This is a genomic window from Kribbella sp. ALI-6-A (assembly GCF_001984195.1).
Classification (GTDB): Bacteria; Actinomycetota; Actinomycetes; order Propionibacteriales; family Kribbellaceae; genus Kribbella.
Map to the genome: position 1 here is coordinate 575,732 of NZ_MTQN01000011.1, position 25,951 is coordinate 601,682.

Annotated in this window: 21 protein-coding genes; 6 read left to right on the forward strand and 15 right to left on the reverse strand. The window is 70.4% G+C overall.

Annotated features, from left to right (window positions below):
* Positions 1-85 precede the first annotated feature (85 nt).
* Positions 86-1,351: a vanadium-dependent haloperoxidase gene (locus tag BWI15_RS23275; RefSeq protein WP_077016580.1), complete on the forward strand. Its 1,266-nt coding sequence runs from the start codon at positions 86-88 to the stop codon at positions 1,349-1,351.
* Between the two features lie 3 nt (positions 1,352-1,354).
* Here BWI15_RS23275 and BWI15_RS23280 read toward each other — a convergent pair whose 3' ends face one another.
* From BWI15_RS23280 to BWI15_RS23290, 3 genes are read right to left on the reverse strand one after another with little or no spacing between them, the layout of a single operon-like run.
* Complete coding sequence (locus tag BWI15_RS23280) at positions 1,355-2,320, reverse strand: DUF3500 domain-containing protein (RefSeq protein WP_077016581.1); 966 nt, start codon at positions 2,318-2,320, stop codon at positions 1,355-1,357.
* On the reverse strand, positions 2,311-2,991 hold the full coding sequence (locus BWI15_RS23285; protein ID WP_077016582.1) for a phosphoglycerate mutase family protein: 681 nt from the start codon (positions 2,989-2,991) through the stop codon (positions 2,311-2,313). Before BWI15_RS23285 ends, BWI15_RS23280 begins: the two co-directional genes overlap by 10 nt.
* Positions 2,991-3,944, reverse strand: a complete 954-nt coding sequence (locus BWI15_RS23290; RefSeq protein ID WP_077016583.1) for a cobalamin biosynthesis protein — start codon at positions 3,942-3,944, stop codon at positions 2,991-2,993. The genes BWI15_RS23285 and BWI15_RS23290 overlap by 1 nt, the downstream gene beginning before the upstream one ends.
* Positions 3,945-4,021: 77 nt before the next feature.
* On the opposite strand from BWI15_RS23290, the gene BWI15_RS23295 reads away from it, so the two are divergent.
* From BWI15_RS23295 to BWI15_RS23310, 4 genes are all read left to right on the forward strand, one after another.
* Positions 4,022-4,834 carry a serine hydrolase gene (locus tag BWI15_RS23295; protein WP_077016584.1) on the forward strand — a complete coding sequence of 271 codons (813 nt, stop codon included), beginning with the start codon at positions 4,022-4,024 and terminating at the stop codon, positions 4,832-4,834.
* On the forward strand, positions 4,834-5,901 hold the full coding sequence (locus BWI15_RS23300) for a mandelate racemase/muconate lactonizing enzyme family protein (RefSeq protein WP_077016585.1): 1,068 nt from the start codon (positions 4,834-4,836) through the stop codon (positions 5,899-5,901). Before BWI15_RS23295 ends, BWI15_RS23300 begins: the two co-directional genes overlap by 1 nt.
* A complete protein-coding gene (locus tag BWI15_RS23305; RefSeq protein ID WP_077016586.1) occupies positions 5,898-6,824 on the forward strand; it encodes a C40 family peptidase in 927 nt (308 codons plus the stop codon). Before BWI15_RS23300 ends, BWI15_RS23305 begins: the two co-directional genes overlap by 4 nt.
* Positions 6,825-7,123: 299 nt before the next feature.
* The gene (locus BWI15_RS23310; protein ID WP_143465780.1) at positions 7,124-9,223 is read left to right on the forward strand and encodes a hypothetical protein; all 2,100 of its coding nucleotides are present in this window, start codon (positions 7,124-7,126) and stop codon (positions 9,221-9,223) included.
* Positions 9,224-9,339: 116 nt separating this feature from the next.
* Here the strand turns inward: BWI15_RS23310 and BWI15_RS23315 are convergent, their stop codons facing one another.
* The 9 genes from BWI15_RS23315 to coaE form a co-directional block, all read right to left on the reverse strand.
* A complete protein-coding gene (locus BWI15_RS23315; protein ID WP_077016588.1) occupies positions 9,340-10,467 on the reverse strand; it encodes a TerC family protein in 1,128 nt (375 codons plus the stop codon).
* A gap of 276 nt (positions 10,468-10,743) precedes the next feature.
* On the reverse strand, positions 10,744-11,088 hold the full coding sequence (locus BWI15_RS23320; protein WP_193432183.1) for an MmcQ/YjbR family DNA-binding protein: 345 nt from the start codon (positions 11,086-11,088) through the stop codon (positions 10,744-10,746).
* Positions 11,089-11,155: 67 nt separating this feature from the next.
* The gene (locus BWI15_RS23325) at positions 11,156-12,214 is read right to left on the reverse strand and encodes a M23 family metallopeptidase (protein WP_077017224.1); all 1,059 of its coding nucleotides are present in this window, start codon (positions 12,212-12,214) and stop codon (positions 11,156-11,158) included.
* Between the two features lie 308 nt (positions 12,215-12,522).
* Complete coding sequence (gene uvrB / locus BWI15_RS23330; protein WP_077016589.1) at positions 12,523-14,628, reverse strand: excinuclease ABC subunit UvrB; 2,106 nt, start codon at positions 14,626-14,628, stop codon at positions 12,523-12,525.
* 56 nt (positions 14,629-14,684) lie between these two features.
* Positions 14,685-15,494: a hypothetical protein gene (locus BWI15_RS23335; protein WP_077016590.1), complete on the reverse strand. Its 810-nt coding sequence runs from the start codon at positions 15,492-15,494 to the stop codon at positions 14,685-14,687.
* Between the two features lie 40 nt (positions 15,495-15,534).
* Complete coding sequence (locus tag BWI15_RS23340; RefSeq protein ID WP_077016591.1) at positions 15,535-16,596, reverse strand: hypothetical protein; 1,062 nt, start codon at positions 16,594-16,596, stop codon at positions 15,535-15,537.
* A complete protein-coding gene (locus BWI15_RS39735) occupies positions 16,593-17,588 on the reverse strand; it encodes a hypothetical protein (protein ID WP_077016592.1) in 996 nt (331 codons plus the stop codon). The genes BWI15_RS23340 and BWI15_RS39735 overlap by 4 nt, the downstream gene beginning before the upstream one ends.
* On the reverse strand, positions 17,585-18,742 hold the full coding sequence (locus tag BWI15_RS23350; protein WP_077016593.1) for a PrsW family intramembrane metalloprotease: 1,158 nt from the start codon (positions 18,740-18,742) through the stop codon (positions 17,585-17,587). Before BWI15_RS23350 ends, BWI15_RS39735 begins: the two co-directional genes overlap by 4 nt.
* 81 nt (positions 18,743-18,823) lie before the next feature.
* The gene (gene coaE, locus BWI15_RS23355; RefSeq protein WP_077016594.1) at positions 18,824-19,444 is read right to left on the reverse strand and encodes a dephospho-CoA kinase; all 621 of its coding nucleotides are present in this window, start codon (positions 19,442-19,444) and stop codon (positions 18,824-18,826) included.
* A gap of 122 nt (positions 19,445-19,566) precedes the next feature.
* Here coaE and BWI15_RS23360 point away from each other — a divergent pair, with 122 nt between their 5' ends.
* On the forward strand, positions 19,567-22,335 hold the full coding sequence (locus BWI15_RS23360) for an AfsR/SARP family transcriptional regulator (protein WP_077016595.1): 2,769 nt from the start codon (positions 19,567-19,569) through the stop codon (positions 22,333-22,335).
* Between the two features lie 9 nt (positions 22,336-22,344).
* On the opposite strand, the gene BWI15_RS23365 is transcribed toward BWI15_RS23360, so the two are convergent.
* The 3 genes from BWI15_RS23365 to BWI15_RS23375 all read right to left on the reverse strand — a co-directional run bounded on the left by BWI15_RS23365 (position 22,345) and on the right by BWI15_RS23375 (position 25,932).
* Positions 22,345-23,196 (reverse strand): GNAT family N-acetyltransferase, encoded by an 852-nt coding sequence (locus BWI15_RS23365; RefSeq protein ID WP_077016596.1) that lies wholly within the window; start codon positions 23,194-23,196, stop codon positions 22,345-22,347.
* A gap of 73 nt (positions 23,197-23,269) precedes the next feature.
* The gene (rpsA, locus tag BWI15_RS23370; protein ID WP_077016597.1) at positions 23,270-24,766 is read right to left on the reverse strand and encodes a 30S ribosomal protein S1; all 1,497 of its coding nucleotides are present in this window, start codon (positions 24,764-24,766) and stop codon (positions 23,270-23,272) included.
* 260 nt (positions 24,767-25,026) lie between these two features.
* Complete coding sequence (locus BWI15_RS23375; protein ID WP_077016598.1) at positions 25,027-25,932, reverse strand: phosphotransferase family protein; 906 nt, start codon at positions 25,930-25,932, stop codon at positions 25,027-25,029.
* Between the last annotated feature and the right edge of the window lie 19 nt (positions 25,933-25,951).

A 25,951-nucleotide genomic window follows, 5' to 3' on the forward strand; every position in this document is an offset into this window, starting at 1 on the left:
GCGGCTTGTCTGCGGACGCCCTCCCCGGCTCGCAGCAGCAGTCTCTTCAGCACAGGCCACCCGGCAGCCACTGAAGGAGACAGTCATGCGCCGCACCCACCAGCTTCCGGCGGTCCTGCTCGCAGCCGGCCTCGCCGCGTCGGTCCTGACCGCACCGGTCCAGGCGGCCGGTGAGACCCGTGCGGACCCGGCGGTGATCGTCGGCTGGAACACGATCGCCAGCCGCACCATCTTCACCGAGAACGCCACCCCGATCCCGGCCTCCCCGCTGTACTACGGCTTCGTCTCGCTGGCCGTGTACGACGCCGTGGTCGCGATCGAAGGCGGGTACGAGCCGTATCTGCGACAGCCCCGGGTGCACGGCCCGGCCTCCTCCGAAGCGGCGGCTGCGACCGCGGCGTACGAGGTGCTGCGATTCTACTTCCCAGCTTCGGCGAGCAACCTCGCGACAGACCATGCGGCCTCGCTGGACGCCGTGCCCGACGGCCGGGCGAAGGCGACCGGCATCGCCGTCGGACGGCACGCGGCGGAGAAGCTGATCCGCGCGCGGCACAACGACGGGAGAGGTGCGGCGATCGCGTTCACCCGGGCCCCGCGTACCGGAGTCTGGCGGCCGACGCCGGACGCGCTCGCGCCGATGGCCGTTCCCTGGCTCGGCTTCGTCCGCCCACTCGCGCTGCACTCCCCGACCCAGCTCCGGCTCCCGGGACCGGATCCGGTCCGCTCGAAGGCCTACGCGCGTGACTTCGCCGAGGCGAAAGCCATGGGTTCGGCCACCGGTTCGAAGCGGACCGCGGCTCAGACCCAGACGGCGCTGTTCTGGAACGCCAACGCGGTGCTGCAGTACCAGGTGACGCTCGGCCAGGAGCTCGGCGCGCGCGGCTGGAACCTGGTGCGCACCGCCCGGGCCTTCGCGCTGCTCGGCATGGGTACGGCCGACTCGTTGATCGCCTGCTGGCGCGCCAAGTACGACTACGGTTACTGGCGGCCGATCACCGCCATCCGGCTCGCCGGTGAGGACGGCAACCGTGCGACTCGGCCCGATCCGGCCTGGACCTCGCTGATCCCGGCGCCGCCGTACCCGGAGTACCCCAGCGGGCACGCCTGCGTCACCGGCGCCGCGACCGAGACGTTCGGCCACCTCTTCGGCAGGCGTTCGATCGACGTCGAGGTGTTTTCGTCGGTCACCGGGACGTCCCGGCAGTTCCGCACCGCCGCCGCGCTCGACGCCGAGACGCAGGACGCGCGCATCTGGCTCGGGATTCACTTCCGGCGGGCGATGACGGATGGCAACGAGCTCGGTCATCGCGCCGCCGCTTGGACGATCGCCCACGAACTGCGGCGACGTTGATCCCTAGTGGCCGCCTGCTGAGTAGTGGGCGGCCAACAGGTCGGTGCCCCAGTCGTTGCGGAGGTCTCGCCAGACGGAGTGGATGTGGTTGGCGCCGGACTGGGTGTTGTCGTACTCGGCGAGGAAGGACGGGCCCGCGATCGAGTAGTAGTGACCGGCGCCGGGTTCGCTGGAACCGGCCCAGGCGAAGGTGAGGTGGTCGAGGCCCTGGTCGCGCAGGTCTGCCCAGGCGCGCTCGGCGGTCGGGGCGGCGGCGCGGCCGACGTACTGGTCGATCAGGCGGGTGAAGAGGTCGCGCTGGTCGCCGTCGAGGTCTCCGAAGGCAATGCCCCGGTGCAGGAGCGACGGGTCGGCGACGGGATCGTGGCGGGTGAGGATGTCGTCGGGAGCGTCGGGAGAGACCAGGGCGACCTCACGCTGGGCCGGCTCCAACGCGTGCAGGAGCTGGAAGCCGAGGTCCTGCTCGGCGGCGAGGAACCGGCGGCCGGCGTACGGGCCCTCGCGGACCTCGGCTGGATTGGAGCCGATGAAGTTCGGGACGAAGACGAGCCGGCCGTCGACGACCGTGACGTGCACGGCCAGGTGGTGACCGTTGAGGCGCCAGGCCCACGGGTCCGTGCCGGACGGGTCGCCGAGGATGCGGAGGAAGTAGCGTTCGCCGACGACGGTGCCCTGCCACCCGCCGGTCGCGCCGACGTCCGGCAGGTCTCGCAGGATGATCTCGGCGGCCATTACCGCGAGCGCGTCGCCCACACCGCGTTCGCTGCAGGCCAGCTCGAGCAGCTGGTGCACGTACTGCTCCTGGTCAGCAGTCAGTTCCGCCAGTGTCAGACCGGGCCGGTCGCCCGGCAAGTAGGTCCACTCACGATGGTCCGGAGTGTCGAACGGCGCCGTCGCCTTCGCGCGCTGGTCCGGAGTCAGTGCCGCCAGCAACTGCCGCGCGGCCTCGCGGGTCTGGTCTACAACCATGCCGAACGCTCCCGTTCCGTCGGTTCGTGTTCCGTCCACTGCTCGAACGGCCGGTCCAGCTTGTACCGGAAGTTCGGCTGGCGCAGCAGCACGCGCGTCTCGGCGTTGGCGGGGTTGCGCAGCGTCTCGAAGAACTTTACCGACCAGTGGAACCAGCGCATGCAGAACAGCCGCATGGTCAGTCCGTGCGACACCAGCAGCACGTTGCGCGGCGAGTCCGGCGTGTCGAAGTCGCGGTGCATCGTCTCCAGGAAGCTGGACACCCGGTCGTACACGTCCGAGCCGGACTCGCCGTGGGTGAACCGGTAGAAGAAGTGCCCGTAGGAGTCGCGCAGCTTCTCCTGCCGCTCGATGTCCTCGGTGTCCTGGAAGTTCGCCCAGTCCTGCTCGCGCAGCCGCGGCTCCTCCCGGGCGAGGCCGATCAGGTCGTCGATGCCGAGCGAGTCCAGTGTCTGCAGGGTCCGCAGGTACGGCGAGACGTAGACCCGCACCGGCTCGCCCTCGAACAGCGTGCGCAGGTACTTGCCCGCCTCGGCCGCCTGCTCGTGCCCGTGCGGCGTCAGCGGTACGGAGTGGTCGGGCAGCGTCTCGTAGATCGACTTGTCCAGGTTCGCGACCGACTCGCCGTGCCGGATCAGCGCGATCCGCAGCGGCCGCTGGCTCAGGTTCATCAAGCTCCCCACCTCGTCCCGGACCGCATTTGGCGGGGGCGGGTGATGAGGAGGGCGGCGGTTGCGGCGAGGGCCGCCGAGGCGTACGCGACTCGCCGGGCCAGGACCGCGGTACGCCGTACGTCGGTGACCCCGGGCCGGAGCCCGTCGCCGAGTGTGCCGCGGTCCTCGACCTCGGCGCCGTACGTGTTGGTCCCACCGAGCCGCAGGTCGAGCGCGCCCGCGAACGACGCCTCGACCGGTCCCGCGTTCGGGCTCGGATGCCGGCCGGCGTCCCGCTGCCAGATCCGCCACACCTCGCGCGGCCTTCCCGACGTCAGCCCGGTCAGCACCGCGCAGACCCGCGCCGGCAGCAGGTTGACCAGATCGTCGAACCGCGCCGAGGCCCAGCCGAAGTTGCGATAGCGAGCCGACTTGTAGCCGACCATCGCGTCCAGCGTGTTCGCCGCCCGGTAACCCACCAGCCCTGGTACGCCGAACAGCCCGCCCCACACCAGCGGCGCCACCGTCGCGTCCGAGGTGTTCTCCGCGATCGACTCCACCGTCGCCCGCGCCAGCTCGTCGGCGTCCAAGTCGGTGGCATCGCGGCTGCACAGATGACTCAACCGCTCGCGAGCCTCCGGCAGGTTCTTGGCCTCCAGCAGCCCGGACATCACCGACGCCTCGCGCTCCAGACTCCGGCCGCCGAGCACGGCCCAGGTCGCGGCCGCCGTCACCAGCGTCCGAGCGACCGGCCGGTCCTTGGTCAGCCGCTCGGCGACGACGCCGGCCGCCGTGGCCGACGCCACCAGCACCGCCGCGTACGCCGTACCGGCTGCGCGCGAGTCGGCGTACGTGGCACGCTCGAGGCGGGACGCGAGCCGGCCGAAGCCGGCGACCGGGTGGTAGCGGCGCGGGTCGCCGAGGAGGCGGTCGGCGGCGAAGCCGAGGATCAGGCCGAGTGCTCTGGACACGGGTGCAGTCTGCCAGGCAGTCCCAGTCCGCAAGCCCGCTACATCAGATTGGGTCAGCATGTGGAAAAGTAACCATCATGGCTATTGCTGACCTGCTGGGCGAAGTGGGCGGTCGAGGCGCGTTCGGCGTCTGGCTCGGCCGGCTCGACGGCGCCGCGGTGTTCACTCACGACGCGGACCGTCCGCACTACTCCGCCAGCACGATGAAACTGCCGGTAGCAATGGCGATGCTACGCAAGGTCGACGCGGGTGAGCTCGCCCTGGACCAGCCGGTGACCGTGCACAACGACTTCGCCTCGGCGGCCGGTGGGCGGTTCGGAGTGAACCGGGCCGAGGACGAGGCGCCGGCCACCTGGACGAAGCTCGGCGAGCAGGTCACGGTGGACTGGCTCGCGACCGAGATGATCACCCGGTCCAGCAACCTGGCGACCGATCTGGTGCTGGAACAGGTCGGCGTCGACGCGGCGAACGCGATCCTCCTCCAGTACGCCGGGGACGCGAGCGCGATCCGGCGCGGCATCGACGACGTGGCCGCGCAGGCGGCGGGAATCAGCAACCTGATGACCCCGGCCGGTCTGGCCGCCGTACTGGTTGCTGCTGGCAATGATGACGGGGCCTCGGGCAAGTACCTTCGCGACCTGCTGGCCGCGAACGAGTGGAACGGGGAGATCCCGGCCGGCGTCCCGGCCGGCACCCGGGTCGAGCACAAGAACGGCTGGGACGTGCGGATCCGGCACGACGGCGGCATCGTCCGCCCGGCCGACGCCGAACCCTTCGTCCTGGCCGTCTGTACGACGTCCGAGCTGGCCGACCCCGACGCGCAGAAGCTGATCGCCGCGATCGCCGGCGAAGCCTGGGCCCACCGGCACGACCTGGAGGCGGTGCGCTGATGAAGATCTCCACCCACCTGGTCTCGGCTCCGCTGCACACGCCCTTCGTGACGGCACTGCGGACCGCGACCCACGCCGACTCGTTGCTGGTCTCGATCAGCGACGGTGAGCACACCGGCTGGGGCGAGGCCCCGCAGGTCTGGAAGGTGACCGGCGACTCACTGGCCGGCGCGCAGGCCTGCGTCGAAGGCCCGATCACCACGGCGCTCGACGGACTCGGACCGGACGACCTGACCGAGGCGTTGCGTCGTCTGCAGGGCGCGGCGCAAGGCAACTTCGGTGCGAAGGCCGCGGTCGACGTCGCGCTGCACGACCTGGCGGCGCGCCGGGTCGGGCGGACGCTGCAGGGCTTCCTCGGCTCGACCCGGACGACGGTCGAGACCGACGTGACGTTGTCGGCCGGCGACGCCGACGCGCTGGTCCAGGCCGCGACCGATCGGCTGCGCGACGGGTTCGGCGTACTGAAGGTGAAGGTCGGGACGGGTGACGCGGCCGCCGACTTCGAGCGGGTCCGCCGGGTGCGTGAGGCCGTCGGACCCGAGCCGCGGATCCGCCTGGACGCGAACCAGGGCTGGAACCGTCGCGACGCCGTCACCGCGATCCGCGCGCTGGAGGACGCCGGCTGCGCGATCGAACTGGTCGAGCAGCCAGTTGCCGCCGCCGACCTGGACGCGATGGCCTGGATCACCGACCGGGTCAGTACGCCAATCCTGGCCGACGAGAGCGTGTACGGCGTCCGGGATCTGGTGAACGTGATCCGGTACGGCGCGGCTGACCTGGTCAACGTGAAGCTGGCCAAGTGCGGCGGTCTCGGGCCGGCCCGGACGCTGCTGGAACTCGCCCGTGCGCACGGGCTCGGCGCCATCGTCGGCTCGATGATGGAAAGCCACGTCGGCGTCGGCGCGGCGGCCGCCCTGGTCGCTGCGTACCCGACGACGGCGGTGAACGATCTCGACGCGGCCTGGTGGCTGAAACAGGCGCCGGTCGAGGGCGGGATCAGCTACGAAGGGTCCACCATCCACTTGCCCACGACTCCTGGGCTCGGCGTGACAGGCTTGATCGCATGAAGGTAGTAGCCGCCAAGGTCCCGGTCAGCACCGTGTGGACCTCCCCCGAAGCCCCGCGCGACATCGACGCCCCGGCCGTCGCCGCCGTACCGGACGTCGCCGCGTGGACCAAGTCGATGGACACCGAGACCCGCCTCGGCCTGCACGGCCGGACCCTCACCCAGCTGCTGTACGGCGAACCGGTGATCGTCCGCTCCGAGCGGGACGGCTGGTCCGAGATCGTCGCGCCGTGGCAGCCGTCGTCGGCCGACGAGCTCGGTTATCCCGGTTGGGTCCCATCGGCGCATCTGGGTGAGCTGCCGAGCTCGGCCACGGCGCCGGTCGCCGTCACTGTTCCGGTCGCCACGCTGACGGCCGAGCCGGGAACTGCCCGCTCCGGCTCGATTGGCCTCGACTCGCCGGGCACTGGCGCCGACGCTGCGGGCGCCGGCGCGCTGGCCGAGCTCTCGTTCGGCACGGTGCTGTCCTCGGTCGAGCACGTCGACGGCTTCACCCGCGTCGCGCTTCCCGACGGCGCCCTCGGCTGGCTCGCCGACAACGCCCTCCGGGACGTGGACACCCCGGCCACCACGGAGGAGCGGCTGCGGCTGGGATCGCTGTTCCTGGGACTCGAGTACCTGTGGGGCGGCACCTCGACGTACGGGCTGGACTGCTCGGGGCTGATCCACGCCGTGAGCCGCGTGCTCGGTCAGCGGATCCCCCGCGACGCGCACGACCAGGCGGACGCGCTGGAGTCGGTGCCGATCGACGAGGCGAAGCCGGGTGACCTGTACTTCTTCGGCCGCCCGGGCCGGCAGATCCACCACGTCGGCTTCGTGTCCCCCGAAGGCATGCTGCACGCCTCGGAAACCGGCAAGCGCCTGGAGAACCAGCCGCTGCTGCCGGAACGCCACGAAACCCTGGTCGCCGCGGCCCGCCTCTGACCACGCAAACCACTCGGGCGGCGACCCTTCGAGAACGCTGTCGCGCACCCCTGTCCGCCACCGCCCGACACTGCTAGCGTCATTGCTGCGCCTGGGGGGCGCTGGGGAGGGGGCATCGAGCCACCGGCGTGATTGGTCGCTGACGCGGTGGGGAGCCAGGGCGAAACCGGCCTGCCCAGTTTGCCGAGTACTGGTCAAACTGGAGGTCTGCCATGTCCATCCACAGGTCCATCCATTCGTCTCGTCCTGCCTTGGGTCACGGGCTCCTGGGACGCACCGGCCGGCGGGTCGCCATCGCCGTGAGCGTCCCGGCACTGATCGCCGCCGCGGTGGCGACCAGCCTGCCGTCCGCGTCCGCATCGGTCACCTCGACAGCGTCGGTGACCGACGGCGTGAACGGCGTCGTCTACGCGAGCACCCACGTCGGTGATCGCACCATCATCGGCGGCGAGTTCTCCTGGGCGGGACCGGCCACCGCGGGCGCGGTCCCGGTCGACGGCAGCACCGGCGTACGGACCGCGCTGCCTCGGGTGAACGGTACGGTCAGCACCGCGGTCCGCGACGGATCCGGCGGCTGGTACGTCGGCGGCACGTTCGAGTTCGCCGGCGGCTTCGTCCGCAACGGTGCCGCGCGGGTCACGTCCACCGGAACGGTGACCGCGTGGGACCCGCGGCCGACCGGACTGATCAAGTCGATCGTCAGCGTCGGCAACGTGGTCTACCTCGGCGGGTCGTTCACCGCCATGGGCGGCTCCGCCCGGAGCGGGCTGGCTGCGGTCGACCGCGTGACAGGTGCCCTGCTCCCCTGGAACCCGGGCGTGTCCGGAACGGTCTCCGCACTCGCGGCCAGCGCCGACGGCACCACCGTGTACGTCGGTGGCTCGTTCAGCGAGCTCGGCGGACAGGGCCGCGCCAACCTCGGCGCGGTCGGCAGCAACGGTGCCGTCAGCGCGTGGGCCCCCGCCGTCGACGGTCCGGTCGCGGCACTCGCCGTCCAGGGCGGAACCGTCTACGCGGGCGGATCCTTCGTCAACGCCGGCGGCGCGGCCCGGGCGAACCTGGTCGCGCTCGACGCCGGCGGCTCCGCGCTGGGCTGGAGCGCCGACACCAACGGGCCGGTCAACGCACTCGCTGCGACGGCCGCCACGCTGTACTTCGGCGGTGCGTTCAGTCAAGCCGGCGGACAGGCCCGCTCGGGGCTCGGCGCGGTCGACCTCGCTACGGGTGCGCTCACGGCGTACGCGCCCGCGGTCGACGGTGCGGTCAACTCGCTGACAGTGAACTCGACGGCGACCACGATCTACGCCGGTGGAGCCTTCACCACCGCGGCCGGTCAGTCCCGGCTCCGCGCCGCCGCCTTCACCTCGGCCGGCGCGCTGACCGCGTGGGACCCGCGAGCTGAGGCAACCGTCAGCACTGTCGCCTTGTCCGGTGGCACGGTGATGGTCGGCGGCGACTTCAGCATGCTGAACGGGTACCCGCGCGCCAACGCGGCGGCGATCCGCGCCGACGGCAGTGTCGACCCGACGTGGAACCCGTCCCCGAACGGCATCGTGTACGCCGTGGCCGCGACCGCCGACGGCTCGCGGGTCTTCCTCGGTGGCACGTTCACCTCGGTCGGCCCGTCCGCACGCACCTATCTCGCCGCCGTGGACACCGCCACCGGCGCGACGGATCCCAACTGGCAAAAGGCCGCCAACAACACCGTCCGCGCACTCGCGGTGTCCGGGCAGACCGTCTACGCGGGCGGCTCGTTCACCCGGGCCGGTGGCGGCGACGCGATCCGGCTGGCAGCCCTCACGGTCGCCACCGGTACGCCGGTCGCCGGCTTCTCCGCGAACGCGAACAACACCGTCAAGGCGCTGCTGGCCTCACCCGACGGCACGAAGCTCTACGCCGTCGGCGGCTTCAACGCCGTGAACGGTGCGAGCCGGGCCGGCGCGGCACAGCTCGACGCGGCGACCGGTGCACTCACGGCGTTCGCTCCGAGCGCGGGTGGCGCGGGCATCGCGGCCGCGCTGACCCCGGACGGCACGCGGTTCTACTTCAGCACGACGTCGAACCGCACCTACGCCTACGACCCGGCCGGGGCCTCGCCGAACAACCCGGTGCACACCATCCGGACCGGCGGCGACGTCCAGGCGATCGGTACGTCGGCGACCGAGGTCTATGTCGGCGGGCACTTCACCAACCTGCCGGTCGAGAAGCTCGCCCGGCTGCACGCCGCCGCGTTCTCGGTCAGCACCGGAACGGCGACCGCGTGGGATCCGCAGCCCGACGGCATCTTCGGCGTCTGGGCGATCAGCGTCTCGGCGTCCACGGTCACCATGGGCGGCGACTTCCTGAAGGTCGGCGGCAAAACCCAGCCAGGGTTCGCCCGGTTCGCCGGGACTCCCTGACGCCGCCGCCGGGCGGCTCCTCGCCGGTCCCTTCCCGTTGAGGAGCCGCCCCTGCCCCTGGACAGGACAGCGCCCGCACCGAGTACTCGGTGCGGGCGCTGCTCACGACTGCCGGGTCAGGGCTTCTTCGAGTCCGTCCGGTGCAGCTCGGCCTCGGCCTTGGCCTTGGCGTCCTGGTCCACGACGTCCTGCGGCCGCGGGGTCGCCTCGTCCAGCTCGCCACCGGCGGTCTCGGCCGGGGTGGTCTGGGCGGTGCCGTTGGCTGCCTCGGTGGCCGCGATCTGACGCGACTTCCACAGGCTGAGCACGGTGGTGATGCCGAGCGTGACGATGATGAACCCGAGCGACACCGAGATCGGGATCTCCGGCGCCCACTTGATGTGCTCGCCACCGTTGATGAACGGCAGCTCGTTCTCGTGCATCGCGTGCAGGACCAGCTTGACGCCGATGAACGCGAGCACGACCGACAGGCCGATCGACAGGTAGATCAGTCGCCGCAGCAGGTCGCCGAGCAGGAAGTACAGCTGCCGCAGACCCATCAGCGCGAACACGTTCGCGGTGAAGACCAGGAACGGCTCCTGGGTCAGGCCGTAGATCGCCGGGATCGAGTCCAGCGCGAACAGCAAGTCGGTCGTACCGAGCGCGACGATCACGATCGCCATCGGGGTGAACAGCCGCTTGCCGTTCTTCATCACGGTCAGCTTGACACCGTTGTAGTCGTCGCTGACGTTCAGCCGGCGACGGGCGAACCGGATGACCGCGTTCTCCTTGTAGTCCTCGTCGTCGTTCTCGCCCTGCATCGCCAGGTGGATCGCGGTGTAGACCAGGAACGCGCCGAACAGGTAGAAGACCCAGGAGAACTGGTTGATCGCGGCCGCGCCGACGGCGATGAAGATGCCGCGGAAGAACAGCGCCAGGATGATGCCGATCAGCAACGCGGTCTGCTGGTACTTCCTTGGCACGTTGAACCTGGACATGATGATCAGGAAGATGAACAGGTTGTCGACACTGAGGCTGTACTCGGTCAGCCAGCCGGCGTAGAACTCCCCGGCGTACTGGCCCCCCGAGAACGCCCAGACACCCAGGCCGAAGATGACCGCGAGGCCGACGTAGAAGGCGATCGCGGTGGCCGATTCCTTGGTGCTCGGCTCGTGCGGCCGGCGTCCGATGATGAAGACGTCGAACGCGAGCAGGGCGAGCAGGACCCCGACCGTGATGTACCAGACGTAATCGTGAACGTGCACAGGCATCCTCCGGAGCGCATGCGAAAGTGGACTCCGAAGGTCTCTTCCGCCTGGCTCGAAAACTCGGGCCTGGCCGGCGGCACCGGGCTGGGACAGAACTCCCTGACCGTGATGACGATACCGCCGCGAAGGAATACTCCCCTTCAACGCCCCCATTCTGGCGGGTCGATGTCCGAGTTTCCAAATCGGCGGCCCGGTACCCTCCTGTCGGGATGATCACGCTGCGCGACAGGAATATTTCTGCCGCGTGATCAGGTTGACCCCAATGAGCTGTCTTCAGACGGGCCGGCGGCTCTTGGGCAGCTTGCCGACCACGCTCCGGTACGACGCGTCGACCAGCTCGAGGACCTCGTCGTCCGGTACGGCGCCGCCCAGCCGCACGGTGTTCCAGCCGTAGCGGCCGATGTAGGCCATCGTCGACACGTCGCCGGGGTAGGCGTGCACGAGTTCGTCGGCCTCGTCGCGGTTGCCGCCGTTCTTGATCCCGACCGATTCGTCGCCGAGAAACGCGAAGATCTTGTCGCCCACCTTCGCGACGAGGTCACCCTCCCACGGCTCGTCCTGCCACGCGCCCGGCTTGGCCAGACAGTGCTCGAGCAGGTCCTTCCCGGTCAGTCGCATCGTCGCCTCCCGAACATCAGGAGCAGCGGCACCGATCGCCGCTGCTCCTGTTCAGTGAACCGCAGGTTCAGCTCAGGCGGTTGTAGATCGCGTGGCCGGGGTAGGCAGTGACGCCGAGGCGGGTCGCGTAGCCGCCGTACTGCGCGGTGCCGTGGTAGAAGGTCCAGCCGCCGATCCCGCGACCGTGCAGGTTGGTGTACTGGCCGTTCATCGCCGCGTCGTACGTGCGCAGCCCCCAGTGGACGTGGGCTCCGCTGGCCGCTCCACCGGCGCACACGTCGACGCCGATCACGCCGAGGTAGGCGCTGCGGCCGACCGCCGTTCCGTTGTAGTACGTCGTGCTGTGCATGTGGTAGTAGTCCGTCGAGAACCCGTTCGGGTGGATCACCCGGGTCCAGCCGCCGCCGGCGCCGCACATCGAGGTCGCGGTGCCGGAACCCGACGAGCGCACGATGCCGCTCGCGTTGCCGCCGGCGAAGTCCAGGCTGCTCCAAGGTCCGGAGCCGCCGTCCCAGGCGTGCGGGCCGCCGGACATCGTCATGTAGTAGTCCGGCATCCAGGGCAGCAGCAGACCGGTCGCGGCGAGGGTGCCGTTCGTGGCCGTCGCCTTCTTCTCCGCGAAGGCCTTGAGGGTGCCGCGCTCGGCGGCCGGCACGAGCGGAGACGTCGCGACCAGCCCGGCGAACTCCTGGTCACCTTCCAGCCCGGTCACCCACCGCCCGCCGACGTGCCGAGCGACGAACAACCAGCCTTGCGGCGCTGCGTGCTCGACGCTCGGCGCCTCGATGTACGCGACCCCTCGGGCCCAGCCGGCGGTCGCCGACCTGACGTCCACGACGAGGTCGCGCTTGGCAGCGGCCAGCCGGGAGGCAGCCAACGCGGGCGCGGCGCCACCAGTCTCCGTGCTCTGCGCGAGCGCATCGACCGCTACAGCCTGAGCCAACGCGCGAGTCGACTGGTCGGACAGCGCCCGCTGCGCCGACCGGAGCGTGACGGGCAGCCCGCCCGGCGCTCCCACCGCAGCACCGGCCTCTGAGACTACCGCCGCACCCGAGGCGACGCCGGACTCGGAGCGGGCAGCCGCAGCAGACGCCACGCCGGACTCGGACCCCGCAGCCGCAGCCACGCCGGCTCCGGAGGCTGGGACGCTTTCAGGGACGGGCGCTGCGCCGGCAGCGGTGCTCAGGCCGGTCGCGACCGCCAGGCCGAGCCCGGCGGTGAGGGCGAAGCCGGTACGGCCTGCGGCGAACGGTTTGATCGAACGGGGCCGGACACGAGACAACGGCGAGATGCGCATGGGCGGGCCAATCTCTACGGGGGCGGAACGCTCGCGGGGCGGCGAGCGCACCTAGGTTTTCCCCGACAGTTATCGCCGCGAAACTCTCCGTGTTGGTAATCCTTTGACCATTCACCCGGTCGGCACCTGCCGGCCGACTACCTGGCGCCGGCGTTCACCATCTGCCGCAGCTCCTTCTTCAGCTCCGAGATCTCGTCGCGGTAGCGGGCGGCGACCTCGAACTGCAGCTCGGCCGCGGCCGTGTGCATCTGGTCGGTGAGCTGCTGGATCAGGTCGGCCAGGTCGGACGACGGCATGCCGCCGGCCAGCTCCTTCGCCTTCTCCCCCGCCTTGCCCTTGCCGCCGCCGGGCACCGGAGCCTTGCCGCGCGACTGCGTACGGCCGTTGCCCAGCAGTTCGGCGGTGTCGGCGTCCTCGCGGGCGAGCATGTCGGTGATGTCGGCGATCTTCTTGCGCAGCGGCTGCGGATCGACGCCGTGCTCCAGGTTGTACGCGACCTGCTTGGCGCGCCGCCGGTTGGTCTCGTCGATCGCTTGCTCCATCGACGGGGTGATCTTGTCGGCGTACATGAACACCGCGCCGGACACGTTACGAGCCGCACGGCCGATGGTCTGGATCAGCGACCGGCCCGACCGCAGGAAGCCTTCCTTGTCGGCGTCGAGGATCGCGACCAGCGACACCTCGGGCAGGTCGAGGCCCTCGCGCAGCAGGTTGATACCGACCAGGACGTCGTACTCGCCCATGCGCAGCTCGCGCAGCAGCTCGACCCGGCGCAGGGTGTCGACCTCGCTGTGCAGGTACCTGGTCCGGATGCCCATCTCGAGCAGGTAGTCGGTCAGGTCCTCGGACATCTTCTTGGTCAGCGTGGTGACCAGGACGCGCTCGTTGCGCTCGACCCGGAGCCGGATCTCGTGGATCAGGTCGTCGATCTGGCCCTTGGTCGGCTTGACGATCACCTCGGGGTCGATCAGGCCGGTCGGCCGGATGATCTGCTCGACGAAGCCGTCGGACTTGTCCTGCTCGTACTGCCCCGGGGTCGCGGACAGGTACACGGTCTGGCCGATCCGCTCCAGGAACTCCTCCCAGCGCAGCGGCCGGTTGTCCATCGCCGAGGGCAGCCGGAAGCCGTGCTCGACCAGCGTGCGCTTGCGGGACATGTCGCCCTCGTACATCCCGCCGATCTGCGGCACGGTGACGTGCGACTCGTCGATCACCAGCAGGAAGTCCTCGGGGAAGTAGTCCAGCAGGCAGTGCGGCGCCGTGCCCGGCGCGCGGCCGTCGGTGTGCCGGGAGTAGTTCTCGATGCCGGAGCAGGTGCCGATCTGGCGCATCATCTCGATGTCGTACGTCGTCCGCATCCGCAGCCGCTGGGCCTCCAGCAGCTGGCCGCCGCGCTCCAGCTCGGCCAGCCGCTCGGCCAGCTCCGCCTCGATCGAGTTGATCGCGCGCTCCATCTTCTCCGGCGCGGTGACGTAGTGCGTCGCGGCGCCGATGTAGAGCTCGTCCTCCTCGCTGAGCACCTCGCCGGTCAGCGGGTGCAGCGTCATCAGCCGCTCGATCTCGTCGCCGAAGAACTCCACCCGGACCGCGAGCTCCTGGTACACCGGGAAGACCTCGAGCGTGTCGCCACGGACCCGGAACGTGCCGCGGGTGCCGGCCAGGTCGTTGCGCGCGTACTGCACGCCGACCAGCTTGCGCAGCAGCCCGTCGCGGTCGGTCTCGTCGCCGACCTTCACGTGGATCATCCGGTTCAGGTACTCGTCGGCCGAGCCCAGGCCGTAGATGCACGACACCGTCGCGACCACGATCACGTCGCGCCGGGTGAGCAGCGACCAGGTCGCCGAGTGCCGCAGCCGCTCGACCTCCTCGTTGATCGAGGAGTCCTTCTCGATGTAGGTGTCGGTCTGCGGGACGTACGCCTCGGGCTGGTAGTAGTCGTAGTAGGAGACGAAGTACTCGACCGCGTTGTCGGGGAAGAACTGCCGCAGCTCGTTGGCGAACTGCGCGGCCAGCGTCTTGTTCGGCTGCAGGATCAGCATCGGGCGCTGGATCCGCTCGGCCAGCCAGGCCATCGTCGCCGTCTTGCCCGTACCGGTGGCGCCGAGCAGGACCACGTCCTGCTCGCCGGCGTTGATCCGGCGCTCGAGCTCGTCGATCGCGGCCGGCTGGTCACCCGCCGGCTCGAAGTCCGCCACCACCTTGAGCGGGGCGACCATACGCTGGAGATCCGAGACCTGTCTCATGCCCTCCACCGTACGGGCACCCACCGACAGTTTTCGAGCGAGCGGCCGCCGGGCGCTCAGAAGGAGCGGACCAGGGTCCCGTTCATGTTCAGGATCTCCTGCTTGCGCTGCGCCCAGACCTCGCGCTGCAGGGCCGAGTCGGTCGCCGTGGTCTGGCCGGTGTGGTCCTCGAAGGTCTGGATGAACCCGGAGAACACCACCGGCTTCTTGCCCTTGACCGGCACCACCGCGGAGTAGTTGGTCGCGTAGCACAGCTTGAGCGCCTTGTTCGGGCACTTGCGGAAGCCACCCTTGCCGATCACCACGTGGTGCAGGTTGTTCGACTCGACGTCGACCAGGTGCTCGGCGAACCGCTTGGCGCCCATCAGCCGGGTCTGCCGGATCCAGAAGTAGCCGTCGATCGCGCCCGGCCGGCCCGGCTCGGGCAGCAGGTAGCTGTGGCCGGAGCGGCTCGTGTCGGGGTCCTTGATCCAGCCCTTCGCCGGGGTGAACCAGACGCCCCCGCCGATCTCCACGCCCTTGTCGTACGGGCCCTTGGTGATCTGCGTCGCGGTCGGCGACGGCGTCGGCGGGGTGTACAGCGTGCCGACCGGCTGCGGGGTCAGCGTCTCGGCCGGCGTGGGCGTCGGGGCGGCGACCTCGTCCTTCGGTCCCGACGTGACCAGCAGGACCACACCGGTGGCGATCAGCACGACGGCCAGCGCCGCGCCGCAGATCACGATCCACTGGGTCCGCCGGTGCTTCCGGCCGCCCGGCCGGAACTGCTGGGGGTAGCCGGGCCCGGGTCCCCAGCCACCCGGCCCCGGCGGCGGGTACTGCTGCTGGTTCTGGGGCTGGTACTGGGGAGGTCCGTACTGCTGACTCATCTGGGCCTCTCGCGATGTGTCGTCTGGTTGAGCGGGGTGGTCACAGACTGTCGATGACCGACTGCTTCATCGGTGCCGCGTCGGACTCGGCCTTGGCCGCGTAGTCCGCGCGGCTGCGGAAGTCCAGCGCGGTCACCACGCCGTCCTTGCGGCGGTACGCCTCGACCGAGCCCTTGACCTTGCCCTCCTTGGTGTCGGAGGTGTAGCTGATCGCGACGCACTCCACCAAGACGTCGCGCGGGCACGGCAGGTTCCGTACGGCGCCGAGCTGGGCGATGTCCTTCTCGGTCTCGCCCTCGACGATCGCCAGCAGGTAGGTCTGGGCCGAGACGTTCAGCTTCTGCCGGACCCACAGGAACGCGCGCGGTTCGCGGTTCGGGGCGTAGGTGACAAGCTGCTTGCCCTGCTTCTCGTTGGCGAACACGCTCCAGCCGGCCACCGGGACGATCGAGACGCCGTAGTCGACGGCGATCGCGTTCGCGGGCGGCGTGTACGTCGAGGCCGGCGGCGTGGTCACGGTGGGAGCCGGCGTCGGGTCCTTGGCCTTGTCGTCCCCACCGGTCAGTACGACGAGCGCTACGGCGACCAGCAGCACGACGGCGATGCCTCCGGCGAGCGGCAGCAGCAACGGCGGGACCGGCGGCTTCTTCTTGACCGGCTCCGGGCGGCGCAGCGACGGCGGACCGACCTTGTCGCCCCAGGAAGAGCTGGTCCGGGTCGCACCGCCGGCAGCATCGCCGGACCAGCCACTGGCACCCGTTCCGGCCGGACCGGTCACCCCGGCCTGGCCAGGACCGCCACCGGCGCCCGGAATTCCTGAACCGGCCGTCCCCCAGCCGCCCGCGGCCGCGCCGGCGTCGCCGGCCTTTCCCCAGCCGCCCGCTCCCGGCGTACCGGTGTCGGGAGTGGTGGGCTGCGCCGGTTCGGCCCGGCCCCAGCCGCCGTGGGCCGGAGCGCCTGACTGTGCCGGGCGTGGCGGTACGTCCAGCGACCACGGAGACGGCGGCAGCTCCTCCTGCGGAGCCCCGCCCTCGTCGTCGGCCGGATCGGTCTTGCGGACCCAGGGGTTGTCGGCCGGGCCCTTGTCGCGCTTGTTGCTCACTGGCTCGCAACCACCGACCTGAACATGGCAGTCGTGTCCGGCTGCAACGTCGCGGACTTGTCCTGCCGGCCGTACACCCGAACGACCGTCATGATCCCGTCATTGCGCTCGATCACGCCGACGAACCCGACCACGCCGAAGCTGCCGGCCTGCCCGGTCGCGACGGACTGGAACGCCTGGGTCGAGACCTGCTTCACCGGGCTCTTCTCGTCCGGTCCGGGAGCATCGCGCCGCACCTCTTTGACCTTGAAGCCGGTCGGCTGCGCCTTGCGCTCGGACGCGATCAGCACCGGCAGCACGGTGTCCGCGGTGTCGTTGCCCGCCTTGACGGTCTGCACCATGAAGTAGCCCTCCCCCTGCTTGAGCAGGTAGACGCCCTTGAAACCCTTCAGCGTCCTGCGAAGGTACCCCGCGGCCGGATCGACGAAGACGCCCTCCCCGACCTCGATGCCTTTGTCGGCGTCCTGACTCGGCTGACCGGTCGGCTGCGGGTTCGGGTCGGGCTGGACGTTGTTGCCGTCACTGCGGCCGAAGACCAGCGCCAGCACGACGCCGATCACCACGACCACGGCGAGCGCACCGCCGGCCAGCGCCAGGATCTTCTTGCTGCCCTGGCCCCGACCGCCACCGCGCTGGAACTGCGGTCCCTGTGGCCCCCACTGCTGCGGCGGCGGCCCACCCGGGAACCCCTGCGGCGGGTACTGCTGCTGGTACGGCGGCGGCGGTCCCTGCTGGTACGGCGGCTGCTGCGGCGGACCCTGGTACGGCGGCGGCTGCTGAGCAGGCGGCCCGTACGGCTGCGGCGGCCCTTGATACAGCGGACGCTGCTGCGGCGGCGGCCCGTACGGCGGCTGTCCCTGCTGCGGAGGCGGACCCTGGTACGGCGGCTGCCCCTGCTGCGGCGGAGGCCCCTGGTACGGCGGCTGCCCCTGCTGCGGAGGCGGACCCTGATACGGCGGCCGGCCCTGGTACGGCGGTTGCTGGTTGCTCATGCCACGACCCCTCGCTCCGACTTGGGCACCGACCGCACCGCGTTGCCGCAGGCCGAGCAGAAGTCCGAGTGCGGCAGCAGCGGCATCTCGCACCGGGTGCAGAAGCCCAGCTCACCGGACGCGTGGTTCGACCCGCCACGAGCGGCCGACTCCAGCGCCGCCTCCAGCAGTCCCTTGTGCAGCACGGTCCGGACCAGCACGATCAACGCCCCGAGCAGCAGCACGCCCCAGACCACACCGAGGATCGCCCCGATCCAGGAGCCCTGTCCGCCGACGAAGCCGAGCAGGTACACACCACCCTGGAACAGCGCGTTCACCGCGATCGCCTGCAGCACACCGATCACCCAGCGCGGGGTGAACCCGTCGTAGCCCTCGCCCAGCCCGGAGAACTCCGCGACAGCCAGTCCGGCCGCCGACCCGTAGATCAGCGGCTTCACGAACCCTTGCAGCACGACGATCGAGATCCACGTGCCGGCACCGGAGCCAGGACCGGTGAACCCACCGCTGATCCACCCCCAGTGCAGCACCAGCGTCTCGAAGCAGGCGAACCCGACACCGGCGACCACACCGAACGTGAAGCCGTCCATCAGGTCGTCGTAGCGCGGCCGCGAGGCCAGGTAGAGCGGTCCAGCCTGCTGGATCAGTACCGACACGACCGGCACCAGCAGCAACAGGATCAGCAGGTCGCGTCCGGCCGGACCCGCGTCGTTGCTGCCGATGGTGTCCAGCGACCGACCGATCCGGTCCGACCACAGCCAGGTGAAGACAGCCGCCAGTACGCCGGTCAGCAGGAACGCCGCCGCGACGACCGGGATCGGCTCGTCCTCCCAGAGGTTCACGTCGTACAGGTAGAGGATGTAGACGATCGGGATCGCGAAGGCAGCCACCATGATCGCCACCGGCAGCGCACCGAGCGCCGCGGCCACGACCGTGAGCAGCAGCGCGACGCCGAGCGCGACCTTGTAGGTGTACGGCTGCCGGCCGGAGCCCTGCGGCATGATCGTCGACACCAGCTTGAACGAGGCCACGGGCTCGTCCGGTCTGGCGGCGTACGCGTTCTTGCGCCCGGGGTCCGTCGAGTGCAGTCCGGTGCCACAGTGGTGGCAGAACTGCGAGACGTCGGGGACCTCAGAGCCGCAGCGCGGACACTCCACGCTTCCTCCCTACCTAGGTCGTGCGGGACCGGCGTGATTCTCGTACAGACCGGCCGGATTTCATCATTTCCCGCGCAGGGGTCAAGCGTTCGTGTCCGGACCGTGCCCTGGTCGCCGGGCGGTGAGCTCCGCCCAGACCTCGTCGATCCGCCGGTCCAGGTCGTCCAGACTGCCCGCGTTGTCGATCACGACGTCCGCCGCCGCCAGCCGGTCATCGCGCGTCGCCTGGCTCGCGATCCGCCGCCGCGCCTCGTCCTCGGCCATGCCGCGCTGCGTGGTCAGCCGCTCGACCTGCACCTCGACCGGTACGTCGACCACCAGCACCAGGTCGAACTTGTCCGCCTGTCCGGTCTCCACCAGCAGCGGGATGTCGTGCACGACCACCGCGTCGGCCGGCGCCGCCCGCTCGATCTCGGCGGCCCGCGCCCGGACCCGGGGATGGATCACCGCCTCCAGCGTGCGCCGCGCCACCTCGTCGCCGAACACGAGCTTGCCGACCGCGGGCCGATCCAGCTCGCCGTCGGGCGTCAGTACGCCGTCCCCGAACGCCGCGACCACCTCGGCCAGCCCGTCCGTCCCGCGCGCGACCACCTCCCGCGCCAGCAGGTCGGAGTCGATCACCACGGCACCGCGGTCCGCCAGCCGCCGCGACACCGAGCTCTTGCCCGACCCGATTCCCCCGGTCAATCCGACTCTCAGCACCCGTGCACCCTATCGAGCCCGGCCGACGGCCGAACGAAGAGTGGACCCGCCGAGCGGAGCGAGGCCAAAAACACAGCCGTCCCCGAGAATGGGCGCACCGGCGAGCGGACAGGAGGACCGACGTGGAGATCCGGCTGCTCGGGCCGTTCGAGGCGCTGCGCGACGACGAACCGCTGCCTGGGCTGACCGGTCGGGTCCGGGCGTTGCTGTCGGTCCTGGCGCTCGCCGTACCGGAGTCTGTGTCGGTCGACGCGATCGGGCAGCGGCTGTGGGGTGACGCTCCGCCGGCGAACCTGCGGGCCAGTGTGCACACCACCGTCGCCCGGCTCCGCACACTGCTCGGACCCGAGGTGCGCGTCGACACCACTCCGGGCGGCTATGCCCTCCGTGTCGAGCCGCGGCAGGTCGACGCGTTGCTCTTCACACAGCTGGTCCAGGACGCCACCCGCGCAACCGATCCGCAGGCCGAGCACGAGTTGCTGACCGCAGCACTGGCCCTGTGGCGCGGTGAGCCGTTCGGCGGCATCCGCTCCGACTGGCTCGACCGTGAGCAGGCTCCCCGGCTGACCGAGGCCTACCTGACCGCCACCGAACGCCGGATCGACCTGGACCTCGCCGCCGGTCGCCACGACGTGGTCCTGCCGGCCCTGCGCGAGCTGACGGCCAAACACCCGCTCCGCGAATCACTGTGGCGTCGGCTGCTCACCGCCCTCAGCCGCTCCGGCAGACCGGCCGAAGCGCTCACCCTGTACGACGAACTGCGGCGCCGGCTGGCCGACGAGCTCGGCGTCGACCCGGAGGCCGAGCTGCGTGGCTTGCACGCCGAGTTGCTGCAGGCCTCCGAACCCAGACGCCCCGCCAGGCAGTCGTCGCAGGCACCGCGACAGCTCCCGCCTGGTCCAGCGCGCTTCACCGGCCGGGCGGACGCCCTCGCTCGGCTGGACGCGCTGAGCGCGGCGCACGGCACGAACGGAGCCCTGCCGATTCTCGCGGTCCACGGCCAAGGCGGAGTCGGCAAGACGTCGCTGGCGCTGCACTGGGCACACCGGGTCGCCGACCGCTTCCCAGACGGCCAGCTCTACCTGAACCTCCAGGGCTACGGCCCGGGCGAACCGATGCAGCCAGATGTCGCGCTCGACCTGCTACTGCGTGGCCTCGGCGTTCCTGGAGACCAGATCCCCGATCGCGGCCCGGCCCGTACGGCGATGCTGCGCACGGTGCTCGCGCAACGCCGGGTGCTGCTCGTGCTCGACAACGCTCGCGACGCCGAGCAGGTGCGTCCGCTGCTCCCTGGGCCGGGCTGCCTCGTGCTGATCACGAGCCGGAGCCAGCTGCGCTCCCTGGCCGCACGGGAGGGAGCTCACCGGGTCGCACTGGACCGCTTCGGTGCCGACGACTCGGCGGCGTACCTGATGGCGACCTTCGAGCCGCATCAGGTGCGGGCGAGCCCGGCGGAAGTGGCCGAGCTCGCCGAGCTGTGTGGACAGTTGCCGCTGGCCCTGGCGATCGCGGCCGAACGCGTCACCAGGGAACCGGCGACCGGCGTACGGGCGCTGATCGGTGAGTTGCGGGATCACCCGGACCGGCTGGGTGTGCTGGACGTCGACGAGGACGACGACGGTGCCCTGCGGGTCGTTTTCGACTGGTCGTACCAGGTGCTCGCGCCGGAGCAGGCGCGGATGTTCCGGCTGCTGGGACTGCAGCCGGCGCAGGACATCAGCCTGAACGCCGCAGCCGCGCTCGCTGCGGTCGGCAAGAGCGAAGCGGCCCAGCGCCTGGACGGGCTGGTCGGCGCGCACCTGGTCGAGCATCCCGACAGCAGGTATCAGCTGCACGACCTGCTGCGGCTCTACTCCAGCACTCTGGTTCAGCAGGCCGAGGAGCCCGCAGAACGAGAGGAGGCTCGCGCCCGGTTGCTGGACTGGTACGCGCACTCGGCCCGCAGCGGCAAGGCCGCGCTGGAGCGGTTGGATCCCCTGCTGGACTTCGGCTCGCCCCTGCCCGGCGTCACTCCGCTGACGTTCGACGAGACGGCTGAGGCGGCCGATTGGTTCACCGCCGAGCGTCACGTCCTGATCGCCGCGGTGCACGACGCGGTCCGGCACGGGCACGACCGGGCGGCGTACCGGCTGGTCTTCTCGCTCTGGCCGTACCTGATCTACCTGCGCGCGATCGACGAACTCTTCGAGCTGCAGCAGGTCGGTCTGGAGGCAGCCCGGCGTACGGGCGACGTCGCGGGGGAAGCCGCGTTGGCGCAAGGCCTCGGCAGCGCGTACCTGCAGCGCCGGAACATCCCCAAGACGTCCGAGTACCTCACGCACGCACTGAAGCTGTTCGACTCGATCGGCGCCGAGCGGTGCCGGGCCGCCGTGTTGACCGACCTCGGCCGGATGTACCGGTACGCCGGTGACCGCCCGGCCGCGATCAAGCACCACCAGCAGGCGATCGAGGCACTGGAGAAGTTCGGCTGCGACGTCGAGGTCGCTCGCAACCTGGCGGGCCTGGCCGAGACGTACCTTGCCGACGGGCACCACCAGCAGGCGATCGAAGCAGCCGAACGCTCCGTCCGGCTGAACCACGCGTCCGGCGAGCGTCGCGCGGAGTCGTTCGCGCTGAGCACGCTCGCCTCGGCCCAGCTGGCCGGCGGCAACCAGACCACCGCGATCCGCTACTACCAGGAGTCGTTGGAGATCAGCAGAGCCCTGTCCGATCGCTGGGGCGAGGCCGTCTGCCTCACCAGCCTCGGTCACGCCCACCGGCAGTTCGGCGATCTTCCCCAGGCCCGCCGGTACTGGCGTGAGGCTCTCGCCGTCCTCACCACGAACGGTCTCCCGGGCTCGCCCGAGCTCAACCCCGCCACACTGTCAGCTCTCCTGGCAGATCAGGACTGACGCGCACACTCACCGTAGTCCGCGTTCGGGCCGTCGCCAGGACCACAGCCGGTCGACCTCCCGGAACCCGGCCCGCGCATACAGCCGCTTCGCCGCCGACCGGTCGCGGTCCGGATCGTCAGGCGCGTCGTCGTCGACGAACAAGATCACCTCGTGAGCGCCTCGAGCCGCCAGGATCTCCGCCGCCGCTCCGAGTAACCCGGCTCCCAGTCCTTTCCCGCGGAAGGCCGGTGCGACGGCAATCCACCACAGCACGCCGACTTCGCCGACCGGTTCGCCCACCGTCGCTTCCGCCACCACGTTTCCGTCCCGCACGAGATCCAGCTGCAACCGGCCCGGCTCCTCGCTCGGGCGAACCTCGACCTCGGTGGCAATCGGCAGACCAGACATCGGCAGCCGTGCGTAGAGGTAGCTCCACACGTCTTCGCCGACGAAGCCGGCTGCGACCAAGGCGTCACGAGTCGCGGGGCGATGCCGTACAGGCAGGGCTTCCAGCCCGAGGCTCAGCGCGGAGGCGAAGTCGAACGCGAGGATCGCGCGCTGTGCAAGGCGATCGAGGGCGTGGCCGATCAGCGCGGCGGCAACGTCAGGGGCTTCGCGGCAGTGCAGCCACAGGATCACGCCGACCTGGTCCGACGGGCGTACGGCGTACGAGATGACGCCGAGCACCTCGTCGTCGGTGAGTACCTCGGTGACGGGAGGGTTCAACTCGGTCCAGAAGCTGCTGTCCACCGGCGATCGGCCGGCGAGCGCTTCGGCGAGCATCGCGGGAGTGGTGGGCGGTTGACCGGTCAGGCGGTCGGCTTCGATCAGTGCGAGTACGGCGTGCTCGTCGGTACGGCGGTAGGGCCGCAGCGGCATGCGTCCTCCCGGAAACGGGCGAGACCCCCGCACCCAGTACGGGGGTGCGGGGGTCTCGGGTCCTGCAGGTGGATCAGCCCTGGCCGGTCAGCTTCTCGCGCAGAGCCTGGAGCGCCTCGTCGGAAGCGAGCGCGCCCTCGACGGGAGCGTCGTCCTTCGCGGCCGCGCCGCCGCCGCCGGTGGAGGCGGAGGAGTACGTCGACGCCTCGCCGGCCTCGACGTCCGCGGTCTTGGCGTCCTCGATCTGCTTCTTGTGGGCCTCCCAGCGCGCGTGGGCCTCGGCGTACTGCCGCTCCCACTCCTCACGCTGCTTGTCGAAGCCCTCGAGCCACTCGCCGGTCTCGGGGTCGAAGCCGTCGGGGTAGACGTAGTTGCCCTGCTCGTCGTACGTCGCCGCCATGCCGTACAGCGTGGGGTCGAAGTCGTCGGAGACCGGGTCCAGCCCCTCGTTGGCCTGCTTCAGCGACAGCGAGATCCGGCGACGCTCGAGGTCGATGTCGATGATCTTGACCATCGTGTCGTCGTTGACCTGGACGACCTGCTCCGGGATCTCGACGTGACGCTCGGCCAGCTCGGAGATGTGCACCAGACCCTCGATGCCCTCCTCGACCCGCACGAACGCACCGAACGGAACCAGCTTGGTGACCTTGCCGGGCACGATCTGGCCCATCTGGTGGGTCCGGGCGAACTGCTGCCACGGGTCTTCCTGGGTCGCCTTCAGCGACAGCGAGACGCGCTCGCGGTCCATGTCGACGTCCAGCACCTCGACGGTGACCTCCTGGCCGACCTCGACGACCTCGGTCGGGTGGTCGATGTGCTTCCAGGACAGCTCGGAGACGTGCACCAGACCGTCGACGCCACCCAGGTCCACGAACGCACCGAAGTTGACGATCGAGGAGACGACACCCTTGCGGATCTGGCCCTTCTGCAGCTGGGTGAGGAAGTTCATCCGCACCTCGGACTGCGTCTGCTCCAGCCACGCCCGGCGGGACAGGACCACGTTGTTGCGGTTCTTGTCCAGCTCGATGATCTTGGCCTCGATCTCCTGGCCGACGTACGGCTGGAGGTCGCGGACCCGGCGCATCTCGACCAGGGAGGCGGGCAGGAAGCCGCGCAGGCCGATGTCCAGGATGAGGCCACCCTTGACGACCTCGATGACGGTACCGGTGACGACGCCGTCCTCTTCCTTGATCTTCTCGATCGTGCCCCAGGCCTTCTCGTACTGGGCGCGCTTCTTCGAGAGGATCAGACGGCCTTCCTTGTCCTCCTTCTGGAGAACCAGGGCCTCGACGTGATCGCCGACGTTGACGACCTCGTTCGGGTCGACGTCGTGCTTGATCGACAGCTCGCGCGACGGGATGACGCCTTCGGTCTTGTAACCGATGTCGAGCAGGACCTCGTCCCGGTCGACCTTGACGATGGTCCCCTCAACGATGTCGCCGTCGTTGAAGTACTTGATGGTCTGATCGATCGCCGCGAGGAAGTCTTCCTCCGACCCGATGTCATTGACCGCTACCTGCGGGGTGGTGCGCACTGCGGGGTCGAGAGGTGCCTCGATGCTGGCCGTCATGTGGTGGGTTGCTCCGTGGGCTGATGGTGTCGTGCGGGTGCGCACGGGCCGTTGGATCGCACCAAACCGCTGGAAAGCTCTGAGAGGACAGAATCACCAACCGACTGCTGCGAGCACGAGCCTACTCCGTCCGAGGTCGCGCAGGCCCATAGCGCAACTGACAGAATACGTGTTCCGGCTCGGGCAGCACAACCCGGGGCACCCGGTCGCTACCGGCCGCCCGCCGAGGTCACCCGACGTCCCTGACACAACACCTGCTCTCAATGTACGACGTCCGGATCCGGGCGGCCCGCGGCCAGGTCCCCAGTGTCGGCCATCCGGGTGATCAGCGAGTGCGCGGCGCTGGCCACCGGGTTCTGCCCGGCGCGCGCGGCGAGGTCGATCAGCGCCCACAGATCGGCCCCGCGGCTTCGCTCGACCAGGCGGTCCCCGAGGTCCGGACCGGTCTCCCGGACGACCCGCAGCGCGGCCCGCTCCAGCACCGGGTCCGCACCGAATCGCAGCAGGTTCCCCAGATCGGCGTACGGCGAACCGGCGTGCGCGAACTCCCAGTCGATCAGCCCGGTGATCCTGGCCGTTTCCGGGTCGACCAGCAGGTTCTTCGCGTTGAAGTCGCTGTGCACCAGGCAGAACCGGTCCACCCCGCTGTCGGCCAGATCCTCGGCGCGGTCGATCACCTCGCGCAGGCGGTCCACCTGCTCGCGCGTCAGCCCGAAGGACTCGACGTGGTGGTTCAGCCACTGCGCGAGCCCTCCCGCCCCGAACGACTCGATCCGCAGCTCACTGCCGTGGAACTCCCCGAAGCTCAGGAACGGCATCCCGCTCAGACGCACCAGCAGCTCCCCCAGCTGCGCGCCGACCGACTCCCGCCGCCTGTCGTCGGCCGTCTCGAGGAAGGCCTGCAAGTTGATCCCGGGCAGCCGCTCGGTCAGCACGTACGTCGGATCGCCGCCCACCTGGTCGACCTGCGCGTCCAGCACTCGCGGCACCGGCAGCAGCCCTCGCACCAGCCGAAGCAACGCCGCGTCGACGGCAGCCCGGCCCGGCCGCCGCGCGTACAACTTCAGTACCGCGTCCTCACCGGCCGCGCTGACGGCAAACGTCTCTCCGCCGTACCCACCGGTCAACGGAACTGCGCTGGCCGCGATCGCCTCGAACCCATCCACCCGCCCGATCCTGCCAGCA

Bases quoted from the DNA above. Each gene is read 5' to 3' on its own strand.
- BWI15_RS23275 (WP_077016580.1), top strand. From the start codon at position 86: ATGCGCCGCACCCACCAGCTTCCGGCGGTCCTGCTCGCAGCCGGCCTC.
- BWI15_RS23280 (WP_077016581.1), bottom strand. From the start codon at position 2,320: ATGGTTGTAGACCAGACCCGCGAGGCCGCGCGGCAGTTGCTGGCGGCA.
- BWI15_RS23285 (WP_077016582.1), bottom strand. From the start codon at position 2,991: ATGAACCTGAGCCAGCGGCCGCTGCGGATCGCGCTGATCCGGCACGGC.
- BWI15_RS23295 (WP_077016584.1), top strand. From the start codon at position 4,022: ATGGCTATTGCTGACCTGCTGGGCGAAGTGGGCGGTCGAGGCGCGTTC.
- BWI15_RS23300 (WP_077016585.1), top strand. From the start codon at position 4,834: ATGAAGATCTCCACCCACCTGGTCTCGGCTCCGCTGCACACGCCCTTC.
- BWI15_RS23305 (WP_077016586.1), top strand. From the start codon at position 5,898: ATGAAGGTAGTAGCCGCCAAGGTCCCGGTCAGCACCGTGTGGACCTCC.
- BWI15_RS23320 (WP_193432183.1), bottom strand. From the start codon at position 11,088: ATGCGACTGACCGGGAAGGACCTGCTCGAGCACTGTCTGGCCAAGCCG.
- uvrB (WP_077016589.1), bottom strand. From the start codon at position 14,628: ATGAGACAGGTCTCGGATCTCCAGCGTATGGTCGCCCCGCTCAAGGTG.
- BWI15_RS23335 (WP_077016590.1), bottom strand. From the start codon at position 15,494: ATGAGTCAGCAGTACGGACCTCCCCAGTACCAGCCCCAGAACCAGCAG.
- BWI15_RS39735 (WP_077016592.1), bottom strand. From the start codon at position 17,588: ATGAGCAACCAGCAACCGCCGTACCAGGGCCGGCCGCCGTATCAGGGT.
- BWI15_RS23365 (WP_077016596.1), bottom strand. From the start codon at position 23,196: ATGCCGCTGCGGCCCTACCGCCGTACCGACGAGCACGCCGTACTCGCA.
- rpsA (WP_077016597.1), bottom strand. From the start codon at position 24,766: ATGACGGCCAGCATCGAGGCACCTCTCGACCCCGCAGTGCGCACCACC.